This is a genomic window from Candidatus Zixiibacteriota bacterium, assembly GCA_019038695.1.
GTDB lineage: Bacteria > Zixibacteria > MSB-5A5 > GN15 > FEB-12 > B120-G9.
Map to the genome: position 1 here is coordinate 148,262 of JAHOYZ010000026.1, position 22,323 is coordinate 170,584.

The following is a 22,323-nucleotide window of genomic DNA, read 5'->3' on the forward strand; positions in this document are numbered from 1 at the left end:
ACGGCATGCGATTTTCTTTATAAATCATCCGATTGATCGAGAAGAAAATATGTGACAAACACCAGACACTAACCTGTAGTAATAACTAAGACTTACACCATATAGGTGACCATATTTCGAGTGAAAAAAAGGACAGGCTTTCGGGCCTGTCCTTTTTTAACCTATTGCAAGTTATACCTATTTCAGCAATACCATCTTCTTGGTGAGTATCATCGTCTCAGTGCTGAGACGGTAGAAGTACACCCCACTGGCAAAGCGAGAAGCATCCCACGTAGCCGTGTGATTCCCGGTTGAGAACTCGCCTTCGGCAAGAACTGTAACACGCTGCCCAACGAGATTGTAGACCTCCAGCTTGATGTACCCGGCTTCGGGCAAGCTAAACTGGATATCGGTAGTCGGGTTGAACGGATTCGGGTAGTTCTGCTCCAGAGTGAACTCAGTCGGCAAAGACTGATTTCCGTCCTTCTGGCTCTTGTACACCGGTCCGCTCTCGCACGCTCTGGTAACCACGTTGGCACCGGCGTCGTAAGTGTAGGTAGCGTGAGTGACATCGGTCACCTCGAAACACCACTCACCTGGTGGCTTCTTGAACCCAGCGGTCTCAAAGTAGACAGTACCATCAGCACCGGTCGCACCGCTGTAACTTCCACCGGTTGGGCCGGTGGCAGTAACATAGACGGTTGCCCCGGAGACGGCCAAATCGCTGGCTTCGAGAATGGTCACTGTACAGGTGCCAAGATAATTGGGGCCAACCTTGCGTCGTCCCACCGCAATATCATCGACGTGCATATCAAACGACTGGTCGGCCACGGTGATATAGTCCACCTTGGTTTCGCCATCCGAACCATAGGCATTGGTCGCAGTCAGACTGACCGTGTAGGTACCGTTGGCAGTGTAGGTGTAGTTCGGGTTCTGAGCGGTTGATGTACCGCCGTCGCCAAAGGTCCACGCCCAACTGGTCGGCGAACCGGTTGAAAGATCGGTGAAACTAACATCCAACGGAGCTGGTCCGGAAGTAGGTGCACCGGAGAACTCAGCCACCGGCGGTCCAGGGGTTGTCTCATACTCGAAATACATCTGATCGACAAATATCGACTCTAATGATGTATTGCCCCAGGATCGGTTGCCATCGGTGACCCGGACATACACTGTTCCGGACAAATTCGGCAATGCGACCGAGTAGACCTGTTCGGTTGTCGATGCAACTGTCACTAGCGAGTTATAATTAACACCATCGGTTGAGTATGCGAAGGCGAAATCATCGCCTTCCGAGTTGGCCGTACGGTAAGTCTCGACATAGAACATATAATTACTACCGCTACCATTGATACTAAAGGTCCACCTGTGCTCGGCCTCGCTGGTTGTCTTACGGGGATGAGAACTCGATATCCCTTCGGTGATCACCTCATAGGAATTGTCCGAAGCAAAAGTATTAGCAAACGTGCCGCTGAACGTTCCCAGGACCGAGGTCTCAGACTGGGCGTAGGCCTTCTCTGTGACTCCCGGTTCGGTAACCGTGATGTAGCCGGTTTCGATCTTCGTGTCAGAGCCAAAGGAGTTGGTCGCCGTAAGCGTCACCGTATACACTCCAACAGCTTCATAGATGTAGGAAGGATTCTGGGCTGTCGAAGTACCTACCCCATCACCGAAATCCCAATCCCACGAGGTCGGGGTGCCGGTAGAAAGGTCGGTGAAGTCAACTGTCAGTGGGTAGTTGCCTGATGTCGGTGAACCGGAGAAGTTCGCGACAGGGACGGTCTCCCCAAATGGGTCGTACCCGTTAAGAATGGTAGTACCGGTGTTATCCGGATCCAGCCAGTCCCTCAGACGAGTCGAAGCACTACTCCCGTAATCCCACGAATCGGAGAACTTACCATACCAGTCAGCCGTAGGGCTGGTACAGGACGCATAACCGCCGTGCAACTGGCCGACAAGCTTGTGGCTCGGGTCGAATAGAGCCGATCCTGAAGAACCGCCTTCAGTTGTACCATCGTCCCAGTTCTCGACTCGCCAGTGTGATTCACCGGAAGTACCTAAGTAAGTTGTCGACGTTAGCGGATCGTTCTCGAATGAGATCTTCTTGATATCACCGGAGGGATGGTGTATTCCCACCGCATTGCTGGCAGCAACATCCACATTCGACCAACCGACATAGAAAATGTTGTAGTTGGTAGGCGGGATCTCGCTCAGTTCGACCAGGGCAAAGTCGGAGTAACTATTCGATGCACGAAGTGTTGTTCCATGAACCGTATAGTTGGTCGGACCATCCTCGTTAACGCATGTTGGACTCTCATAGCGGAACATGATGATCCAGTTCTCTTCACCGCTCAGGCAGTGATTAGCCGTGAGGAAATATGGCGTCTCGTCCTGGCGGACGTTGTTGATCATAGAACCAGAGCACCACCTGGTGCCATTGCCCAACAGTACCATCGCTACGGCCCGGCTTTCGAGTTGCCAGTCGGCACCTTCCGGGCAATTGACATTGTTGTTGCAGGAGCCGGAACTGCCATAGGCCTTGTCGTACTTATCACCGCCGAAACCGAAAATATCTTTGTAGGCATGCACAATGCGGGTGATTGTGAAATGACCCTGGCCTTGCACATCAGCCGGTTCGTAATACTCAACGGTAATGTCATCGCCTTTCACTGGCGCAGTCGCAAACAGACCGCTGCTTTTATTGTTTCTCCCGGTGAAAGCACCGAGAATCATCTCGCGATCTTCACTGTAAACGAAAAGTTCTGCACCCGGAGGCAGATAGAAGTTGTCATAGATAAGGTTGATTGAGTACGCACCTTCTGACACAATACGTAGACGCCAGATCGCTGAACCATCAGGGAGCTTCTCCCATTCACCGGAACTCTGCAAACTGTAGTTGACGTCATGGGGAGCGCCAAAACGGAACGGAAGACCTTCCTGTTCCTCGATATCATCTTCAACCAGCATTGCCTCCACATCAACCGGGGCCATAACCCGGGCATCGATAAGGGACTTCGAAGGTTGTTGGAAACTCTGGGGTGTTCCCCCTTTACTGAGCTGCGCAAACGAAGTTGCTGCGAACAAGCACAATACTGCCAATATATACATAAGAATACGGAGCTGTTTCACTAGGACCTCCCGGTAGTTTCAAGCCTCACTCAACATTGCCAACAAAATAGTCATTCTTATCTATAATACTTTCCTCCTCTCTCATTGCCAGTTTAGTGTCAATCACAGAATTAATCAGATTGATGCACTCCCTCACCCTGCACACATGACTCAAATAGGTATAGTGACCCATCTACGGCAACAGACCGTTTAAGATGATTTGATCCACGCAGAATAATACCTGCGTTCGCTAAGAATGATGATGGAAGTTCACAAAGGTGCACCCGCTACCACCTTAAACCCTTTCTGCAAAAGGGCTAATCGAGAAAGTAACCTGGAAGAACTTAGTAACTGAAGATCGTCGACTGGTTAGTTACATGACATCAATTTCGCCCTTAAAGAGCTTGATCTTCAGATGTTCTTGTTTGACTTACTGGTCTATATCCGAAATCTCTTGCCGCTGACCCAGTAGTCAATCCAGTAGATTCCGTGTCTTTGAAAAATGCTTGTCGTGATCATAATATAGAAAACTGAGACCCTATTCGCAAGAACATTGTGGCCTAATCGTATCGTATCCTCTTCCCTATCTCCAATGACCGATGCTGCCACAGTTGTGAGCACGCATATTCATCAACACACTTCAAGCATCATCGCACATACCATTTGAGTATCCTGTAGAGTATCCTGTTCTTGAGAATCGTGGTCAAATGCACTTGCAGCTGGCACAGTATTTCACATATAATACGAACACCTCATTGCCCTGATGAGACTGGAAAGACTGCAGGTCCGGATTCATTCTGGCATATTACGGGAAAGGAGTATAGAGAATGGATATGATAGTGACGTTTCTGCAGGGGATCGGTATTCTCCTTGGTGTGTTTGTGATTTACCTTCTCATAGTTGCCCTGGCCCCCTGCTTATCGGTTCCCAAGCAACGCCTGAATAGAGCGAAGCAGTTACCCAACGACGTAGACGCGATACCATCACTGCCAAGAGAAGATGTGTCTTTTCAGGTCAAGGGAACGTCCGTCAGTGCCTGGCTGTATCTACCGGGGAAACTCTCTGCTCCTGTTCCCTGTATCATCATGGGTCACGGTTTTGGAGGGATAAAAGACATGCTCCTGGAGCAATATGCAATTCGTTACCAGAAAGCCGGCTATGTGGTGTTGACATTCGACTACCGGCATTTTGGCGAGAGCGAGGGTCAACCCAGGCAACTGTTTTTGATCCGTTATCAACTGGAAGATCATGAAGAAGCGATTAAGTATGCTCGGAGTCGCAAGGAGGTTGATCCGGCAAGAATAGCTTTGTGGGGAACCTCTGGAGGCGGTGGATATGGTATTGTAATCGCTGCCAAAGATAAAGACATTGCCTGTGTAGTCTCACATTGTGCAGGGCTGGATCACAAAGCCTCAATGAAGATGTTTAGAAGGACATTGGGCATCAGACACCTTCTCCGTCTCATTGTTCACGCCCAACGTGATCTAATGAGGTCGCGCCTTGGGCTTTCACCCCACAAAATACCTATCGTAGGTAAACCTGGAACTATGGCTTTTTTCCCTACTTCAGATGCTTATGACGGCTACAGCAAGGTTGGATCAGAGAGTTTCGTTAATGAAGTATGTGCCCGTATTATTCTGCGGTCACACGGATTCAACCCGGTCAAACACATTCGCAACGTGAGCTGTCCGGTTCTGATTCAGATATGTGATCATGATAGCTTAGCTCCCATAGGGACCGAAACCGAGGAAGAACTAAGGAAGTATGCAGAAGTGAAACGCTATCCCATCGGTCACTTTGATATCTACATTGGGAGCCACTTCGAGAAAGCCGTAGGTGACCAGCTTGAGTTTTTCAAGAACCATCTCTGACTTACTTTCCCATAGGCGGTAGACGCCCCTGTCTGCCCAAAAACAATTCATAACCTGTGGCCGCTGTCCGCAGTAGAAAAGCCAATGATATTGGAGGGGGGGAACCAAACAGGCATCCCCTGGCTGGTACCTATATTCGCATTGTAACACAAGTACTTACACCGTATTGTGATCATATCGTGACCAAATTAAAATCGCTTTTTTATTGCTAATAGTGAGGTTGTGGTATGAATTTCAATGTACGTTATCCGATTTGCATAGAGAGGTGAACTGACGGTTACGCAGCAGTTCATACCGCTAGTAGCTGAAACATTAGTGAAAGGCGAAATCATGAAGATTAAATTGAGTGAGAGACGATGGTGGAGACTGATCGGAATAACATGCTCCGTGATGGTCATGCTGACAGCGATTGAGGCGATTGCAAGTGAGGTGTCGGATGTAGACGTCAAGATCGAGCGAGTTGCTCTATTCAAGAACGGGCTGGGATACTTCGCTTCGTCCGCGATCCTGCCGAAAGAGGCAACTACAATCAAGGTAAGTCAGCTTCCTGTACCTTCGCATGGCACGTTCTGGGTAGGATATCCGGAAGACGTAAAGGTCCGTTCGTTAATCTCGAACATGGCGGATGTTGAAGAGAGTGTACCTGCACGCAGCATTATCGAGCTTCTTCAAGCCAATCCGGGCCGGAAAGTCGTTATTAGCACTGGCTCGAAAGACATGCCCACGATCAACGGTATAATCGTCGAAATCATCCCGGAGGACAAATCTGCTGAGTCCCTGAATCCTTACTTTATGGACATCAGGTATTCATCTTCGGCAAGTCGGATTCAACCTTATCAAGCGACCTCACTGGTTGTCATCAGAACAAAGGGGGGAACTGTCGCCCTCAATGCAGGGTCAATCATCCGTGCGGATTTTGAAAGTGACGACATCACTACTGTGGTTCCGACCATATCGAAACAGCCGACTATCCGAATGGAGTTGGAGATTGCGGCACCGGGAAAAGAAATTGGCGTAAGTTATCTTGCCCGAGGGATCACCTGGTCGCCGAGCTATTTGATCGACATCTCGGACCCGGAAACTGCCAAGCTAAGCGCCAAGGCGGTTGTCATCAACGAGGTGGCTGACCTGCAGAAAATCCATCTTGATTTGGTAACCGGTTTTCCGAATATTAAGTTCGGCGACGTTAACAGCCCGGTGGCCATGAGCCAGGATCTTGCGGGCTTTCTAAGGGCGCTGACAAGCGGTCGAAGTGAATCGGGCTCGCGTGGGAATATGATGATGCAGCAGGCTGTGCTGTCAAACGTTGCGATGTTTGACAATGACATGAGCGCACCTATGCCCGGATATTCCACGGCGCGGGAAGGTCTTGTGGCTGAAGATCTGTTCTTCTATCCGGTCGATAACTTCACCCTGCTCCGAGGGGAAACCGCCTGCCTTCCACTTTTTACAGCCGAGGTGCCGTACAAGCATATTTACATTTGGAAGATTCCCGATATGCTCGACAACAACGAACGATATCGGCATAATCGTGGTAACGACGAACAGGCTCTTGCCGAGGAAGTGTGGCATTCCTGCCGTTTGGTCAACAACATGGAGATGCCCTGGACTACGGCAGCCGCTGAGTTTGTCAATGCCGGCCAGTTTACCGGACAGGATATCTGTTACTACACAGCACCAGGCGCCGAGACCACAATACGCATCAATCGAGCGATGAACGTTCTGGCCGAAAAGGCCGAGGTGGAGTTAGAGCGCGTCCGAAAGGCCGCGTCATTTCATGGGTACTCCCATGACCTCATCAAGGTGAAAGGGGAACTGAAGTTGCGGAATCGGATGGGCAAAAGTGCAACTGTGGAAGTGACGAAGAATTTGTCCGGAGAGGTGCTTGAGACTATTCCTCAAGCCAGGGACATACGTACGGCCAAGGGACTGCAACGGGTGAATCCACATCATATGCTAGTGTGGGAGCTTGAAATGAAGCCTGGCCAGGAGCAGACGTTATCGTACACATACGAGGTGTATGTCCGCGATTGATTCCGAGCCAAATGGAAGGTCAGCGATAAATAGTATGGACTATTTATCAGACAGAATTCTCACACTAGTGTTCAACTTGTCTATAATATAAGTGTCCCAGAACCTTTTGTGAAGTTCGACTCAAAAGTTGCCCCCCTGTTGCCCGGTTATTGATAGATGTCCATAAGACGTTTTTCCGCATCGCTGGTCCCAATCAAGACCATTTCATCATGCCCGCGAAGCAAAATCGAGGGTTCGGGGTTGATATTCAATTCGTTTTCTCTACCAATAGCTATCACGCTGCAGCCTGTTTCTTTCCGGATATTACTTTCAGCAAGAGATTTTCCCACCAGGGATGAGTGTACCGGCGTGCGGAAGATGTTCAGTCCTTCTGCAAACATTAGTAATTTATTGGGTTTTAGAAGATTAATTATAGTATTAGCTCCCATGGAGGCATGTGACATGACATGGTCTGCTCCAGCCCTGTGCAGTTTGGTAATATTTCCGTCCAGGTTTGCCCTGCTGACAATCTGTATATCGGATCGCAGTTGACGGCAATAGATGGTGAGATAAATATTCATGGAGTCATCATGAGTGGTAATAATTACGGATGGAGCTTCCTTTATTCCGGCCCGATTCAAGGTTTCGAGATCGGCTGCATTTCCTTGAATATAGTTGTCATTTCGAATGAGTTTCGAATTCTTCTCCACTACTTTGTAAACGATCTGCCGCTCTTCCAATAGCTGTGCTGCTGCGAGTCCGACCCGACCGCCACCCAATATGAGAACAGGAGCACCGGTGGTATGATAATCACGGTAAATGGAGAAGACCTCGTCATATTTTTTCAGTTGTTCAGCTGAACCGGCCAGTACAAGCACAGTCGTGGAATCAATTCGAGTTTGTGGCTCTGGAATTCTGAATCGGCCTCTCTCCCAAAGCCCGACAACTGTTACGCCGGTATTTTCTCGTAGATTGCTTTGAAGGAGGGTTTTTCCCTCAAGTGGCGTTCGCATCGCAGATGCCTCGGCGATGAGAAGCTTATCGAATCTTCCGATAATATTTGCCCCCATACTCATTCCGAGCGTTCTTCGCGCCAAGGATTCTCCAAGCATCTTCATAAACTGAAAGACATAAGTGCTGCCGGCAAGCTGCAGAATATCGATAGAATCATCCGCATTGGCATTAGTAACGATGGGTACTTTTTCAGTTATCTCCCTGACCGTAAAGGATATATTTGTGTTGGTCATATCATCGTTGTTGGCGACCAGCATAGCGGCATTTTGTATGCGGAGACGCTTATATGTTTCAGGATCACCTAGATCTCCCACGACTACCTTGAAGTCTAATTCATAGAGCTCCAACGCACGATGCAAATCAGGGGCGATAACGGCATATTCATAATCATATTTTTTAAGTTTCTCTACAAGGTTCATGGTTATGGGATCAAAGCTTGTCAGGATCACGTGTCCTGTTGTGCTTTCCGGCAATTCCCGTGGAGTTTTAGCCCTTGATTGGGCTTCAAGCCATGGGGCATAAAAAAATTGAATGAAGGTAAAGGGCAACATGACGAGAAGAAAAAGAATGCCGGACATGAGTACAAGCAGCGTGAAAGACTTGCCTAAATCGCTCGCAAAGGTAATATCACCGAAACCAAGCGTGGACATTACAGTGAGTGTCCAATAGAAACCTGTAATCCAGCTAAACTCCTTATCTTCATAAAGCATTATGAAGTGAAACAAAATGCTGTATGTCACCACCAGCATTGTCAACGCAAAAAGAAACTTGAATAGAAGTTTGAAGTTTCTCTTAGTTGTGCGACTTCGGGTAAAGTAAAGAATCTGGGCAGCAATGAATTTCATGATGAAGAATCTTTCACTACAATAATCAGGTTACTGCGTATCCGCCTAATAATTCCCAATAGAAATAGATCGCCTAACATAGTGCGCCAAGCAGCGACGCAAACTTACATAAAATGTATAACCTTTACTCTGTATGTTGCGCCGTCTTCTGAGGACGCATGTTAAACGATTTCATCCTTACTACGACCTGAGCGTTCAACAATGAACGGAAGGCCTTCGATGGATATTATAAACAATGTCTGAAGGTCGAGCAAACTCTGTTGTCGCATTAATCCCGGACGAGATCCGTGGGTGCCGTCCGCAGGTGTGAAGCCAATGAAATTGGCGGAGGGGTGGAGAATCGAACAGGTGTCGGTTGGCTGCTGCCCATATTCGCCTTGTGGCACAACGACTTACACCCTATCGTGACCAAATTGTGACCGTTTTGTTTGGCTTATACTCTTCAATTGAATTGGTGAAGACTATACAACCGTCAGAAAGCGTATAGCCCTCTACTAAAAAAAATCCGAGTATTTCTTGACAAATATTCGGAATCCATTATATTCGATATATGTCGAATTATCGAACTATAGAAGTTGAGCGATTCAGTGAGATGTTTGGGGCTTTATCCAATCCCAATCGACTCATAATTTTCTTGAGGTTGATAAATTGCTGTGGTTTAGAGAAACCCTGTTCAACAGACGCCGGCATGGGGGCCTGCGTTGGTGAACTTTCAGACGGTCTTGGAATAGCACCATCAACCGTATCCCATCATCTCAAGGAATTGCGGCGCACCGGTCTGATTTCCATGAGTCGTCAAGGTCGTACTGTCGAATGTACTATCAATGTCAAAACGTTGGAAGGGCTGTTATCACTATTTGATGCTCAACAACAGCAAATTATCCAGCTATGATACGGGCCTGAGATTGAATAATATTGGAAAGGAATTTTTATGAACCTGCCAAAACACCATGTACTAATCACTTATTGCGTGGAGTGAGGATTTTTGCCCCGGGCCACCAGTTTGGCGGCGACAATTGAATCAGCATTTGACGTCAAGGTCACACTTGTCAAAGGACACAATGGTATCTTCGAAGTATCCACTAATAATGACGTCTTGTATTCTAACAACAGTCAATGCAGCCAAGCCTTCCCGAGTGACGATCAGATTATAGAACAGATTGGACAATTCATTGGTCTAAAACCAAAAAGGGATATGTTGTCTGAACCTCAGTCTAAACAGGGGCAGAATCCACACAACATTTTGCCTAATAAAAATACTGATAGCAGCATTACAGAACCACTCCCCATAATAATTCAAACCGAATCGAACTTAGACTGTGGATGTGGACCTGAAGGTTTGAGCTTATCTGGTAGTTCCGGGTGTTGTGACCCTAAAGAAAATAACTCAGGTGGAATGAACTATTCCAATTTTAAGAAATTGCTTTCTAGTGTAATAATTCTAGCTGCTTTTGTTTTGGCAATGGTAGTTGTAGCAAAAAAGACAGGTTGGTACAATAATGATAATAGCCAGATTAGTTTAGCAGAAATTGATCCGCTAGCTTTATCTGGAGCAGGATGTGCTACTGCACAAGTGAAGGATGAATTGCTAACAGAGTTGGTTGGAAATCGGGAAGCAGTATTCGCGTTGCTTCCGTGCGATCACGAGGGACATACACAGGAACTCAGGGACAAAGTATCACCGGCAATTAACAAGCTTCAAGCTCAGGGCAAGCGCACTGATCTCGTCGTCGTCAATCCATCCTCACCGGCCTACGCTCGGCTGATCGAGTTGCATACAGCTGAGTCTTTTCCATGTTTGGCGGTGATTGGTATGAGTTGCGCATCGTCCCTCCTATCAGATGACTTTACCGAGGAGAGGTTATTTGGTGCGTTTGTGACGGCAACATCTCCGATATCCTCTTCTTCATGTTCTACACCCTGCGGGACTCAAACAACGGGCTCAACATCAGATTCATCAATGGTTAAATCCTCGTGTTGTCCGTAGAAAGGAAAATAAATTGGAAGAATGGGCAAGTGAAATACTCCAATCACCCGCTATAAACCCCGTGGTTGTGACCGCCGCACTATTACTGGGGTTAGTTGGGTCTTTGACATCATGCTGTAATCTTGCAGTGATTGGCGCGATAACGGGCTATTCCGGTTCACAGGGTGAAGGGATAAAGAAGCGGGATGTGGCCTTAGGTGCACTCTCTTTCATGCTGGGTACAGTTGTCGCCATGGGTATCCTGGGAGCTCTTGCTGGTTTTGTTAGTCAGACGATAGGGTCAACCGTTGGCGAATATTGGAGGATCTTCGCAGGATTTTCATTGGTGTTATTTGGATTGGCCAGTTTGAAGCTGATCCCATTCAAGCTTCCTGCGTTTCCAAATTTGTCCAGCGGCTCTTCAGACGGACCGGCCAAATCAATATTATTCGGATTCACAGTCGGAGGTGGTGCTACAGCATGCTCTGCCTGTTGCAATCCAGTCTTACCGGTTGTTCTGGGTGTAGTGACTCTTCAGGGTAATATGTGGTGGGGGGTTGTATTATTAGGAGCATTTGCCATTGGTTGGGGTCTTCCTCTTTCGGCGGGTTTACTCGGATTGGGACTCGGGGTCAACTTCATGACCTCCAAGCTGAGCAAACTCGTATCGGTAATCAGAATAGTGGGGGGAGTGGTTCTGCTGATATCAGGATTCTATCTACTGGGAATGGCGTAAATAGAACTTCCAATAATTGAGATGAAAAAGCAGAAGTGTAAAATCGCTGAGACTGCTTGTTGCGGTAGTCAGGCAGACCATGACAGTGAGGCATCGATATCAGGGTCGAGTCAAAACTCATCAATCAAGAGTAAGGACTGGATAATAGATACGATAAGATGCGGTGCGGGGGATGTTCCGGTGGTGAAAACAACCCTTCTTATTTCAGACCGAATCGGCTCGTGGAAAGCAAGATGGACCTTCGGTCGAATGCAATATACAGTCCCTCCGGGATTGTACGCGGTCGGAAAGCCCACGGCAAAATCACCGGTATTTGTTTCGGCTAACTACAAAATGTCATTTGATCGACTCCGTTCAGCTCTGAATGGAAATCACGCTTGGATAGTGGTTCTAGATACCAAAGGTATAAACGTCTGGTGTGCGGCAGGAAAGGGAACATTCGGCACAGAGGAAATAGTGAACCGAATCAAAGATGTAAGGCTCGATAAAGTCGTTTCGCATCACAAACTGATCCTGCCACAACTTGGAGCACCCGGAGTAGCCGCTCACGAGGTCAAGGCGAGCTCAGGATTCCGAGTAATATATGGACCGATCCGCGCCTCGGATATCCCTGCTTTCCTTGAGTCAGAATCAAGGGCCACTCCAGAAATGCAGCGTATACGGTTTCCGTTGTGGGATCGAATAGTATTGGTCCCAGCGGATCTGATGCTACATTTCAAGTACGCGATTATCGCAGCAATCTGTTTTCTATTGCTATCGGGGTTCGGTCCAGGAGTATATTCTCTGGATCGGATATTATCTGTTGGTATCTCCAGCGCATCGCTGGTGCTCACCCTGTATGTTGCACTAAGTGTTCTTGTACCGGTGCTTCTACCCTGGCTACCCGGTCGTGCCTTCTCCGTTAAAGGCGCTTGGCTCGGGAGTTGCCTAGCGATTCTTGCTGGATGGCTTGTGTTAGGCCATTCACAAGTGCCTCTCAGCAATATCATGGTTACTGGGTGGGTACTCATTATCGTCGCGTCGAGCAGTTTTATTGCTATGAATTTCACTGGCACATCTACCTATACTTCATTATCAGGAGTACTCAAAGAAATGCGGATTGCTGTTCCTCTCCAATTGGTCGGGGCAACTGTTGGTCTGGTGCTCTGGATAACGGGACTATTCATTTAAGGCTCAATAATGGTAACATTGCGATATCTTCCGAACGTTACAACTCTTAATCTTGCTCCAGAAACCTGCAGCGGATGCAAATTCTGTGTCATGGTCTGCCCTCAGGCCGTGTTTGCAGTTGAGAACAAGAAGGCGAAAATAATCGACCGCGACGCCTGCATGGAATGCGGTGCATGTGCTCAAAACTGTCCTGAATCCTCCATTACCGTTCGATCCGGTGTGGGCTGCGCGTATGGTGTCCTCCTTGGTAAGCTCAAGAATACCGAACCGACATGCGGCTGTGATGTGAATTCTTCTTCATGCTGTTAGCAATCTATTCCCGTTAAGTCCTTCATAACTGCTGATTTGAAATGCGTTCTCAGTGGGTTTCTAATTCATTCGGTTAAACGGATATTACTAAAACCCACGCTCTCGTTGTGGCACAACGACTTACACCCTATCGTGACCAAATTGTGACCGTTTTTTCGAGAACCATAGTGAACTTCTGTAGACTAGACGGTTGTTCCCAACCCTATGACTATGACAATCATCACAGAGCGTCTGCAATTAATACTAATTCGCCATCTTAATCGAAACGAGTTTCTTCACCGCACTGACTGCCTTAGCATTCCTAATTTCAATACGGACAGCTCTTCCCTCGGCGTATTTCTTTGACTCGTCAATTATGTTCATAACTGAAACCGGCAAGTCACTTTGGTGGGCAGCCTTCACTGCTTTTTCCCCAAGTGCGAAACCGGCGAAGAAGTATCCGTCGCAAGGTGTGAGGTATAGAACAGCTCGCTTCTTATGCATCAACTTCAACGCCCAGCCCCAGGGCTTTCCAGAGTATATCCATGTTTCCGTGAGCGGTTCATACTCTGAGGACAGATGACCTTTCAGGTTCTCCCAATGCGTGCCAGCGCGTCCCAGAGCTTTTGCCAACTCGTCTTTTTGCGGCATTTTGGATTTGTCGTCAAATACACTGAGTGCCATGTCATGTTACCTCGTCCTGAAGTTGAGAGAAAAAACGCAGGTCGAAACTATTTCAGTTTCGCAATTAATTAGCAATTTACGGCTCTAAGTAATAATCAACAAGACTAATAAATCGCTGCTCAGATTCTCAATCCTCGTGTTGAAGGGGTCATACAAGGGCTTACACCCTATTGTGACCGTTTATGGGCGTCTATAATAGGCTCCTAAAGACCATGTTTCAACTTCGCCAGGCGTGACATCGCATCTTCGACTGATTCGAGACCCTCATCGGCGTTTTGCCAGATATCTAAGAACGTTTCGTACTGTGTGATTGCATCTTCTGTGCGCCCCGCTGCCTCGTAAGCTTTGGCTAAATGATAGTGGTACCACACGGCGTAACCGGGGTAAACCCCTTTATCGGAATCGTATCTGAAAACACCCTGTTCCAGATATTCGACCGCTTTGGCAACCTGCTCGTTCTCAAAATACGCCATGCCAAGCCAGGCATTCTCAATGGCGCCAGAAACCGTTCCACCTTTGTGTATCTGCAAGCACTTAATTGCGGAATCAGCATTGCCTTTTTCTAACTGGATGTAACCCATCCAGGCGTAGTAGTAATTTCGATATTTTACAGAATCTACCTGCTCCCACCAGTAATCACAGCTATCGTACTCACCCATCATAGCATAGACAAGAGGGCGAGCCAGCTGGGCGCTTTCTAGTTGCCAGTGCGCTACCTGCCTATCATCTACAGCACGGCCGCTCGCCTCAAGGGAATCTAAATCCACCAGGGCTTTGTCATAGTCTTTGAGCCAGTCAAAGTAAATCTGGGCTCGGTTCCAGAACAGACCACCTAATTGATTTGATACTCCCACCTCCTGCCGGATGATTTTCTCTTTGGCCTTCATCACTTCAACTGTCTCCCGGAAACGTCCCTGATGTCTCAGTATGTTTACAGATTTGAACTCGCCCCAGCCACTATATTCAACACTGGCATGCTCGGCCAGGACTCGGTGGGCGCTGTCAGCCAGATCATACTGCCGAGTGAAAATCGCAGCCGAGGCCAGATCTTCGAGACTAATTCTGTCGTTGGGCTTCTCATTGATGTATTGCCGGTAGGAGTCGATAGCTTCATCCAGGTAACCGAAGGAATAGTATATGTCAGCCCGTGTATCGATATAGCCAGCGTTTTCGGGCGATATCTCTATTGCTTTCTGGACGGCAGCTATAGCCTGGTCAAAATCACCCGCTTTGTCATACGCATAGGCGAGCAGATTGTACGCGACATCAAGTTGCGGATCTATCTCAATAGCCTGATTATACCGATCAATGGCCTCTTTGGTATTTCCAAGTCTATAGAACAGTAACCTTCCGAACTCGTAATAGAGACCCGCACTATCAGGCATTAAGGCGATTGCTCGTTCAAAAACACCCGGAGCATCTTCAGCCTGATCGATATTCACCAATAGTGAAGCATACTGGTAGTACAGGTTCCAGTAGTTCGGTTCAATCTCAATCGCCGTCTCATACTGTTCGATTGCTTTATCGTATTGGTTTGCTTTCTGATAATGACGAGCAAAACGTGTCCGGATTAGCGTATTCTCTGGAACAACCTCAAACAGCTTCAGGAAATAACTCTCAGCCTCGTCGAACAGTCCTGAATCTGATAAGACGCCCGCAATATTGCTTAGAGCCGGTATGTTCAGTGGGTCAAGGGCCAGTGCTTTTTTCATATGTTTGATATAGATGTCTTTCCGACGCATATGTTGGGCCATAGTTCTCCCGTACCATATATGCGTCCACACATAGTCTGGATTCAGCTCCATCGCTATTTCAAACTGTTCTATAGCCGCACCGATATCACCTTCTTTCCTTTGCGCTAATCCCAGTGAAGCATGAGGTTCAGCCAGAGTACTATCAATGCGGATGGCAGTCCGAGCCGCCTCTCTGGCTTTGGGATATGCATCGGGGTATGATGCCGGATCGAACTCCGCCAAGAGGGTCCAGGAATCAGCAAAACCGGACCAGGCCAGGGCAAAGTTGGAATCAAGCTCAATCGCCTGCTTGAAGAACGCTTTGGCATTAATTGTTCCGTCCAGTGTACGCTTGCGCCAGAAAAACCGTCCCTGCGCGTAGGCGTTATAAGCTTCGATACTCTCTGTTCCATGCTTCACCGGTGCTGTCGCATCCTCGCTTGACAGTTGCACCTGGAGCACCTCGGCAATAGCTTGTGAGATCTCATCCTGAATCGCAAAGATACCCCTTGATTCACGCTCCCAGGACTCCGACCAGAGCTGTCTTCCATCCTCGATATTGATTAGTTCGGTACTTATCCGAATGATGTCGTTCTCAATGGCCACGCGTCCTGCGAGAACAGTTTCGACTTTCAATTCCCTTGCGATCTTCTGCATATCCCTGCCGTCAAATCTCAAAACCGAGGTCAGACCGGATACCTTAATATCTCCAATCGGCCTTAATAGACGAATAATAGCTTCGGCCATACCCTCGCAGATATGCGCCTGATCCTGGCCAATGCTCAGATCACGAAATGGCAACACAGCGATTGAAGCGTTCCATTTATCGGACTGTGCTTGATCGTTGAACGCAAACCGATCAATAGTGAAAGAGACGATCAGGATCACCGCTACAACAGCCGCCCACAGGCCAAGCTTACTTTTCTTTGCCGGACCGGAGCCGACTTCGAGCCGTTTCAAATCAGCAGTCATCCCATCGGCGTGCTGATAGCGAAGCGAGACATCTTTGGTCAAAGCCTTGTCCACGATTTGCTGTAGTGCTTCCGGTACACCGGATTTGTAACGAGAAAGAGGCTCAGCCTCTTCGTTGACGATATTGAAATGAATCGCTGCCTCGTACTCGCCCTCAAAAGGAGTGCGGCCAGTGATCATCTCATACAGGATGACACCCACTGAGAACAAGTCAGAACGATGATCCGTCTTCTCCCCTTGTATCTGTTCGGGAGACATGTAACCAAGGGTTCCCATCGTCGAACCGGTCTTGGTCAGCTTCTTCGCACCTGTTACAGTCGCCAGGCCAAAATCAAGCAGGCGCGGCCTGTTCTCTTGGTCGATAATTATGTTTGCAGGTTTTATATCCCGATGAACTATGCCTGACTCATGCGCCTTGTGCAGCCCCTCGCATATCTGCATGGTCAGCTTAACGGCCTCTGAGATCGACAACTTACCCTCTTTGATAACTGCTCGAAGGGATTTGCCTTGTATATGCGCCATCGCAAAGTACGGTCGGTCCTTGAACTCTCCTACTTCGTAGACGGGCACGATGTTGGGATGGTCGAGCTTGGCTGCGGCCTGGGCTTCGCGTTTAAAACGCTCACGGCATTCTTCATCCTGACACAGATGGGGAGATAATAGCTTGAGGGCGACTTTGCGTTTGAGCTTGGTATCCTCCGCCAGGTACACCTCGCCCATGCCACCGGCACCGATCTTCTCGACAATCTTGTAGTGACCGACTTCGGTACCCGAGATCAGCGCAACGAAGGATTGTGTATTGTCGTTGTCTCTATTCATTTGCCTGTGTTGTTCACCTTCTCGTATTTCTCAATCAAAGCATGGAAGCGCGGGTGATCGTGGAGGGGAGCCAGCAGCGGGTCAGCTTGCATCTTCGCTAAGGAAAAATACGCCGGCACAGATAATACCTCTTCCAATCTATCAAGGGCGCGGTCGTAATCACCCAGTAAAACGTGAATGTAGGCCATGACCATGACCACCGGCGGACTTCACCAATGGCATGAAGAGGCAGGCATCATTTCCATAGCTCGCTCACACTCGTAAACAGCTTTATCTCCTAAACCAAGAAAAGCATACACCAGACCAAGGTCTGTGTGCAGGTGGAAATCATCATGACCTTCCTGAATCTTGACCTCAATGAATGTCCGGGCAGAATCGTAATAGACACGTGATGAATCAGGCTGATTCATTAGATCGTATATTTGAGCCATAGAAAGATAATAAGCATGCCTCTTTGACCCCGAATAGCTGCTTGAAACTCTCTTCGCCAACTGAGATGGACTCTGGTCGGTTAGTTCAAACCGCCATAAGCCCAAACCGTCCACTCCAAAGTATCGATCGTACCACAAAACGTCCGCTGGTTCAATGTTTTCTGGTAATTGTTCGAGTACGTCGCGTGCCTTTTTCTCGTTTCCCCACAAAAGGTATAGAGACAGCTTTGCCCAGTACAGAAAACTGTTGTCCGGAGCCAACGATATAGAGCGATCCATGTAAAATTCCGCTTCTGAATACTGTTCCAGGATAAGGTAACCGGTTGCTACGTCCCTGTTCTTCTCCGCTGACCGTGGATCGAGTGTTACAGCTTTGAGATTGTTTGCTAATGACTTATTCCATTCTCCCTGGCGCTTCTGGACTAAAGCTATCATGCTGTAAAGATCGCTATGGTTTGCCATATCCATTCGAGCAATCTCGAATTCTGCCAGAGCCCGATCATAGTCCTGTTCCACCAGATTATGGTAATATCCGAGTGTCAAATGTGCCTCGGGCAGGCTGGGCGCAAGCTGCAGTGCTTTATAGATCGCTTCCTTTGCCTTCTGGCTATGCTCTTCTATCATTACCGAGAGAAGACTGAGAGTAGTGTGAGCATACGAGAGTGAAGTAAAGGCTAAGGCAAATGAGGAATCCAAGTCTACAGCCTTCTCAAACATTTCGACAGCAGACAACAAATCTCGTTCATTACCAATACCACGACGCAGATAATCAATTCCTCGAAGGTATAGACCATATGCTTCGATATTTTCTGTTGGTTTTGAGTCGAGTTTCTGGCGCTCAGGTTTCAGCAGTGTTATGTCAAGAGCATTGACTATCTGCGCCGCAATATCGGTTTGAACCGCAAATATGTCTGTTAAGAAGCGATTATATTGATCGGCCCAGAGATGGGTGTTGTCGGACGCTAGAATAAGCTGCGGGATTATTCGTATCCTTTCGGGATCACTTTTCTTGTCCCAGAAAATGGTTCCTTCCAAAACATAATCCACTCCGAGTTCGTCTGCAATTTCAGGGAGGCTCTTACCGGTGCCTTTGTATTGCATTGCACTGGTCCTGGAAATAACCCCCAGTCCCCGGATAACGCCCAGTCTGGACGTGATTTCATCAGTTATGGCATCTGCGAAATATTCGTCATCGGCGGAACCGAGATTCTCAAAAGGTAATACAGCCAGCATTATCCTGTCGGGTTTGTCAGAAATGGAGTCATCACGCCAGGGCTTCGTTACGATGAGCACGGAAGCTGCAATGACCACTACGAGTGCTGCAGCCCACCAGATGCGTGATGATCGGCGCGCCGTGGCTGAGACCGATGCTGTCGATTCCCCTGAGTCGATAGACCGCTTGACTCGCATCAGATCCGACAGCATTCCATCCGCATGCTGGTAACGCGTCTTGACATCCTTTTCCAGCGCCTTATCAATGATTGCCTGTACTCCAACGGGCACACTGGCTCTGTATCGTGCGACCGGATGAGGTGTATCATCACTGACTGCTTTCAATGTCGCTGCTTCACTGTCACGCTTAAAGGGATTTCGCTTTGTGATTAGCTCGTAAAGGACAACACCGAGTGAGAACAGGTCGCTGCGATGGTCGATCTCTTTACCCTGCACCTGCTCTGGCGACATATAGCCGATAGTCCCGAGGGTTGAGCCTGTTTTTGTGAGTTGGTCTGTTCCTACCACGGACGCCAAACCAAAGTCGACGATCTTGGCCCGTCCGTGTGAGTCTGTAAGTATGTTGGAGGGCTTGATATCCCTATGTGTCACGCCCTTCTCGTGAGCATCGTTCAACCCCTCACATATCTGGATACCGAGTTCTAGCATTCGTTTAACCGGCAAGTCTTTTCCGGCAATCACATCCTTCAAGGTTTGCCCTTTTACAACTTGCATTGAGTAGAATGGGCGGTCTTGATGTTCACCTACTTCAAAGATGGCGGCGATATTGGGATGATCCAACCCGGCGGCTGCTTGCGCTTCGCGTTTGAACCGCTTGCGACAATCTTCGTCCTGACACAGATGCGACGGCAGGAACTTGAGGGCAACCTGTCGCTTGAGCTTAGTATCCTCCGCCAGATAGACCTCGCCCATTCCACCGGCGCCGATCTTTTCGATTATCTTGTAGTGCAACACCATCGTGTCTTTAGTAAGGATCAGATGGGACTGCGTTTTGTCGTCATCAGGTTCCATGTTCCTTCTTTTGATCCTGACTTAATTTGTTACCCGCGGTGAAATAATCGTATCAAGCCATGTGGTCCGGTTTTCAATTGGTTGAAGTTTCAAGTACCGTATTCCGTCCTGGTAGTTGATCGTGTGCTCCTGCAATAATTCCCCGTGACAGGTCAAAAGCACGAGTTCATCGGATGTCTCGGCATCGGTTATGGCTTTGTCCAGCCGCATGAAGGAGAAGGTCTTGCCGTTGACACCGAAGATACTCATGCCCGTACAGACGCCGGCGGCTTCGCCGCGGCTGCCCGGGACCACCTGCAGAATTTTATTATCATCATCGGCGATGGCAAATCCAAGCGATTCGTAATAATATCGACATTCGTTGTTGACCTCTTCGTTCTTGATGACCTCGGGCTTTTTATCGGTATAGCCGAAAGTGTAGCCGGCTATCATCAGGGGTGTTTCGTCGAGCGTTTCGGCAACACCGTTTATTCTAATTGTAATGAGTGAATCCCAGTTAAACGTGGCCTGTTCTGAAAGAGCCGAGACAAGATCGGGTTGGTCATACGGGACGCTGTGGGCGTCGATATCACCGGTCCCAAAAAACGACCGGCAGAAATCATCCAGGCTGCGTTCCCCATTTGAAGCTTCTCTGATCCGAGCGTCCACCTCCAGCCAGAACATTGCCCCCTCAGGATAGTAGTCGGCGGCCCGGCGAAGAAATATCCAGTTATCCGATCCGCCCCAAACAGTATACGTCGAAACAGCAATATCCCGGAGCGACCGCCAGCTTCGGCCGGTTTTGTGCCTCAATTCTCCCCAACGATCGGCCACATCTTCCTTGAAATAGTCCGGTGTCATCAATCCCGATCGCGCGAAGAGAACCATGCCCAGATAGGTTGTGAGTCCCTCGTAGACCCAGAGCAGGTGCATGTTTTTCGGTTCCTGATAATCCGGTGTACTCATACCGGTTGGGTGACGGTACTTGCCGCACCAAGCATGGACGAATTCATGCGGCATAACCCATTGCAGAAAGTAATTCGTGTCACCATACTTGGTCAGTGATTTTGTCCCGCCGCTGTTGACACTCGAATTGCGGTGTTCCAGGCCATAGTGCGGTATGGAATCACTGATGGCTACGAGAAAATGATACGCATCGAAATGGGTCCGACCGAACAACGCCTCGGCCTCGCGCGGCAATCGGTTCCATCCGGAATCGGTAAACGCTGAATCGACCAGCGGCAGTAAGACATCTTCATCAACGACGACATGCACGAAATAATCGGTGGTGGCTGTGCTTTTGAGCTGAACGGTTTTGAGGTATAGTCCGCATATGATGGGGAAATCCACCAGTTCTTCATACATCACGGTTTTAAAGATAACAGTATCGCCACGTACCTCATCGGTTGGCATGGCTGTGGCATATTTCCAGTTCGGCGGCAATATCAAGCGAGGAGTGATCACAAGATCGCGAACGACTGCCCCGTCCGGGTAGACCGATACAGCGCACCAGTTGATAACACCCATGGTAGTAGTTGCCGAGCAATCCGAGGCAGAGGGGTTGCAAATATAGGTCAATGTAGCCTGGATTGGATACTGCTCGGCCGATGCCTTGATGATGAACCGGTATGGTTCGGCGAAGTCGCGTTCCCATGCTATGGCTGCGCCCGAGTTGCTTGTTACTTTAAACCCACCCAGATTCTTGATCGGTCCGGTGGGACCGTGGTGTCCCGGAATCCATTTGGGGTAGAGAACCGATTGGGGTGTATCGCCGTCGCTAATAGTGATCGTGCTGTGAAGAAGTTTGCGGGGCAGGTCGGATGCATCGAGGGTGATCTGTAGTGACGTATTGGTCGACGCCGGGACAGCAGTACCGAAGCCGGTAATCAGTACCATCACCAATATAAGGGATACCGTATATATCTGTCCTGCATGTTCAAGATTCGTCATAATCTCCTCCAAATTCCTTTTCTGTATTCTCGTGCGTCCTTCTCCAATCTATGAAAGTGCAGACTGAATTCATCGGTTGGATAGACCTCGCCCATTCCACCGGCGCCGATCTTCTCGACAATCCGGTAGTGCGATACCTCGGTACCTTTGGTCAGGGCAACGAACGATTGCGTTCGATCATTATGCGATTCATCTACCGCCATGGGCAAGAATCCTCATTTGGATATTTGCCTTATCTTACAATGAAGGTGTATCTACTCTGCGTTGCAACTTAAACTTGGGTATGCTCGACTGTGACCAAATTGTGTCCGTTTTATGCCGTGCTCACAGACATCAATCCTTGGACAAAAGTCCGTGTCCAACGATAGAGAATCAACACTGCATTGCGCCGCAGTCCGCAAGAGAAAAACCAATAATATTGGTGGAGGTAAGGGAAATCGAACAGGCATCGCCTGACTGATGCCCATACTCTGTCCTGCATGTTCAAGATTCGTCATAATCTCCTCCAAATTCCTTTTCTGTAT

15 protein-coding genes are annotated in these 22,323 nt (G+C 48.4%); 7 read left to right on the forward strand and 8 right to left on the reverse strand.

Annotated features, from left to right (window positions below; translation table 11 throughout):
* Positions 1-177: 177 nt before the first annotated feature.
* Positions 178-3,105, reverse strand: coding sequence for a PKD domain-containing protein (locus KOO62_09750; GenBank protein ID MBU8934277.1), 2,928 nt, complete (start codon positions 3,103-3,105; stop codon positions 178-180).
* 806 nt (positions 3,106-3,911) lie between these two features.
* Between KOO62_09750 and KOO62_09755 the strand changes: the two genes are divergently transcribed.
* Together KOO62_09755 and KOO62_09760 are read left to right on the forward strand one after the other, a co-directional pair.
* Entirely contained in the window at positions 3,912-4,955 is a 1,044-nt protein-coding gene (locus tag KOO62_09755; GenBank protein MBU8934278.1) for an alpha/beta fold hydrolase, read from the forward strand.
* A gap of 330 nt (positions 4,956-5,285) precedes the next feature.
* Positions 5,286-6,989, forward strand: a complete 1,704-nt coding sequence (locus KOO62_09760; protein ID MBU8934279.1) for a DUF4139 domain-containing protein — start codon at positions 5,286-5,288, stop codon at positions 6,987-6,989.
* 146 nt (positions 6,990-7,135) lie between these two features.
* Here KOO62_09760 and KOO62_09765 read toward each other — a convergent pair whose 3' ends face one another.
* Positions 7,136-8,827 (reverse strand): NAD-binding protein, encoded by a 1,692-nt coding sequence (locus KOO62_09765; GenBank protein ID MBU8934280.1) that lies wholly within the window; start codon positions 8,825-8,827, stop codon positions 7,136-7,138.
* Positions 8,828-9,377: 550 nt separating this feature from the next.
* On the opposite strand from KOO62_09765, the gene KOO62_09770 reads away from it, so the two are divergent.
* From KOO62_09770 to KOO62_09790, 5 genes are all read left to right on the forward strand, one after another.
* Positions 9,378-9,719, forward strand: a complete 342-nt coding sequence (locus tag KOO62_09770; protein MBU8934281.1) for a metalloregulator ArsR/SmtB family transcription factor — start codon at positions 9,378-9,380, stop codon at positions 9,717-9,719.
* A 111-nt stretch (positions 9,720-9,830) separates the two neighbouring features.
* Entirely contained in the window at positions 9,831-10,814 is a 984-nt protein-coding gene (locus tag KOO62_09775) for a hypothetical protein (GenBank protein ID MBU8934282.1), read from the forward strand.
* A gap of 103 nt (positions 10,815-10,917) precedes the next feature.
* Positions 10,918-11,529, forward strand: coding sequence for a sulfite exporter TauE/SafE family protein (locus tag KOO62_09780; GenBank protein ID MBU8934283.1), 612 nt, complete (start codon positions 10,918-10,920; stop codon positions 11,527-11,529).
* A gap of 21 nt (positions 11,530-11,550) precedes the next feature.
* The gene (locus tag KOO62_09785) at positions 11,551-12,699 is read left to right on the forward strand and encodes an acetyl-CoA synthase subunit gamma (protein MBU8934284.1); all 1,149 of its coding nucleotides are present in this window, start codon (positions 11,551-11,553) and stop codon (positions 12,697-12,699) included.
* 9 nt (positions 12,700-12,708) lie between these two features.
* Entirely contained in the window at positions 12,709-13,008 is a 300-nt protein-coding gene (locus tag KOO62_09790) for a 4Fe-4S binding protein (protein ID MBU8934285.1), read from the forward strand.
* Between the two features lie 243 nt (positions 13,009-13,251).
* Here the strand turns inward: KOO62_09790 and KOO62_09795 are convergent, their stop codons facing one another.
* The 6 genes from KOO62_09795 to KOO62_09820 all read right to left on the reverse strand — a co-directional run bounded on the left by KOO62_09795 (position 13,252) and on the right by KOO62_09820 (position 22,002).
* Complete coding sequence (locus KOO62_09795; protein MBU8934286.1) at positions 13,252-13,671, reverse strand: DUF3788 domain-containing protein; 420 nt, start codon at positions 13,669-13,671, stop codon at positions 13,252-13,254.
* A 203-nt stretch (positions 13,672-13,874) separates the two neighbouring features.
* Positions 13,875-17,195, reverse strand: coding sequence for a protein kinase (locus KOO62_09800; protein MBU8934287.1), 3,321 nt, complete (start codon positions 17,193-17,195; stop codon positions 13,875-13,877).
* Positions 17,192-17,383: a hypothetical protein gene (locus KOO62_09805; protein MBU8934288.1), complete on the reverse strand. Its 192-nt coding sequence runs from the start codon at positions 17,381-17,383 to the stop codon at positions 17,192-17,194. Before KOO62_09805 ends, KOO62_09800 begins: the two co-directional genes overlap by 4 nt.
* A 21-nt stretch (positions 17,384-17,404) precedes the next feature.
* Positions 17,405-19,870 carry a protein kinase gene (locus tag KOO62_09810; GenBank protein ID MBU8934289.1) on the reverse strand — a complete coding sequence of 822 codons (2,466 nt, stop codon included), beginning with the start codon at positions 19,868-19,870 and terminating at the stop codon, positions 17,405-17,407.
* Positions 19,871-19,891: 21 nt separating this feature from the next.
* Positions 19,892-21,799, reverse strand: a complete 1,908-nt coding sequence (locus KOO62_09815; GenBank protein ID MBU8934290.1) for a hypothetical protein — start codon at positions 21,797-21,799, stop codon at positions 19,892-19,894.
* Positions 21,796-22,002: a hypothetical protein gene (locus KOO62_09820; GenBank protein ID MBU8934291.1), complete on the reverse strand. Its 207-nt coding sequence runs from the start codon at positions 22,000-22,002 to the stop codon at positions 21,796-21,798. Before KOO62_09820 ends, KOO62_09815 begins: the two co-directional genes overlap by 4 nt.
* Between the last annotated feature and the right edge of the window lie 321 nt (positions 22,003-22,323).

Coding starts and splice junctions, on each gene's coding strand:
- KOO62_09755 (MBU8934278.1), top strand. CDS start 3,912: ATGGATATGATAGTGACGTTTCTGCAGGGGATCGGTATTCTCCTTGGT.
- KOO62_09760 (MBU8934279.1), top strand. CDS start 5,286: ATGAAGATTAAATTGAGTGAGAGACGATGGTGGAGACTGATCGGAATA.
- KOO62_09765 (MBU8934280.1), bottom strand. CDS start 8,827: ATGAAATTCATTGCTGCCCAGATTCTTTACTTTACCCGAAGTCGCACA.
- KOO62_09770 (MBU8934281.1), top strand. CDS start 9,378: ATGTCGAATTATCGAACTATAGAAGTTGAGCGATTCAGTGAGATGTTT.
- KOO62_09785 (MBU8934284.1), top strand. CDS start 11,551: ATGAAAAAGCAGAAGTGTAAAATCGCTGAGACTGCTTGTTGCGGTAGT.
- KOO62_09790 (MBU8934285.1), top strand. CDS start 12,709: ATGGTAACATTGCGATATCTTCCGAACGTTACAACTCTTAATCTTGCT.
- KOO62_09795 (MBU8934286.1), bottom strand. CDS start 13,671: ATGGCACTCAGTGTATTTGACGACAAATCCAAAATGCCGCAAAAAGAC.
- KOO62_09800 (MBU8934287.1), bottom strand. CDS start 17,195: ATGAATAGAGACAACGACAATACACAATCCTTCGTTGCGCTGATCTCG.
- KOO62_09805 (MBU8934288.1), bottom strand. CDS start 17,383: ATGGCCTACATTCACGTTTTACTGGGTGATTACGACCGCGCCCTTGAT.
- KOO62_09810 (MBU8934289.1), bottom strand. CDS start 19,870: ATGGAACCTGATGACGACAAAACGCAGTCCCATCTGATCCTTACTAAA.
- KOO62_09815 (MBU8934290.1), bottom strand. CDS start 21,799: ATGACGAATCTTGAACATGCAGGACAGATATATACGGTATCCCTTATA.
- KOO62_09820 (MBU8934291.1), bottom strand. CDS start 22,002: ATGGCGGTAGATGAATCGCATAATGATCGAACGCAATCGTTCGTTGCC.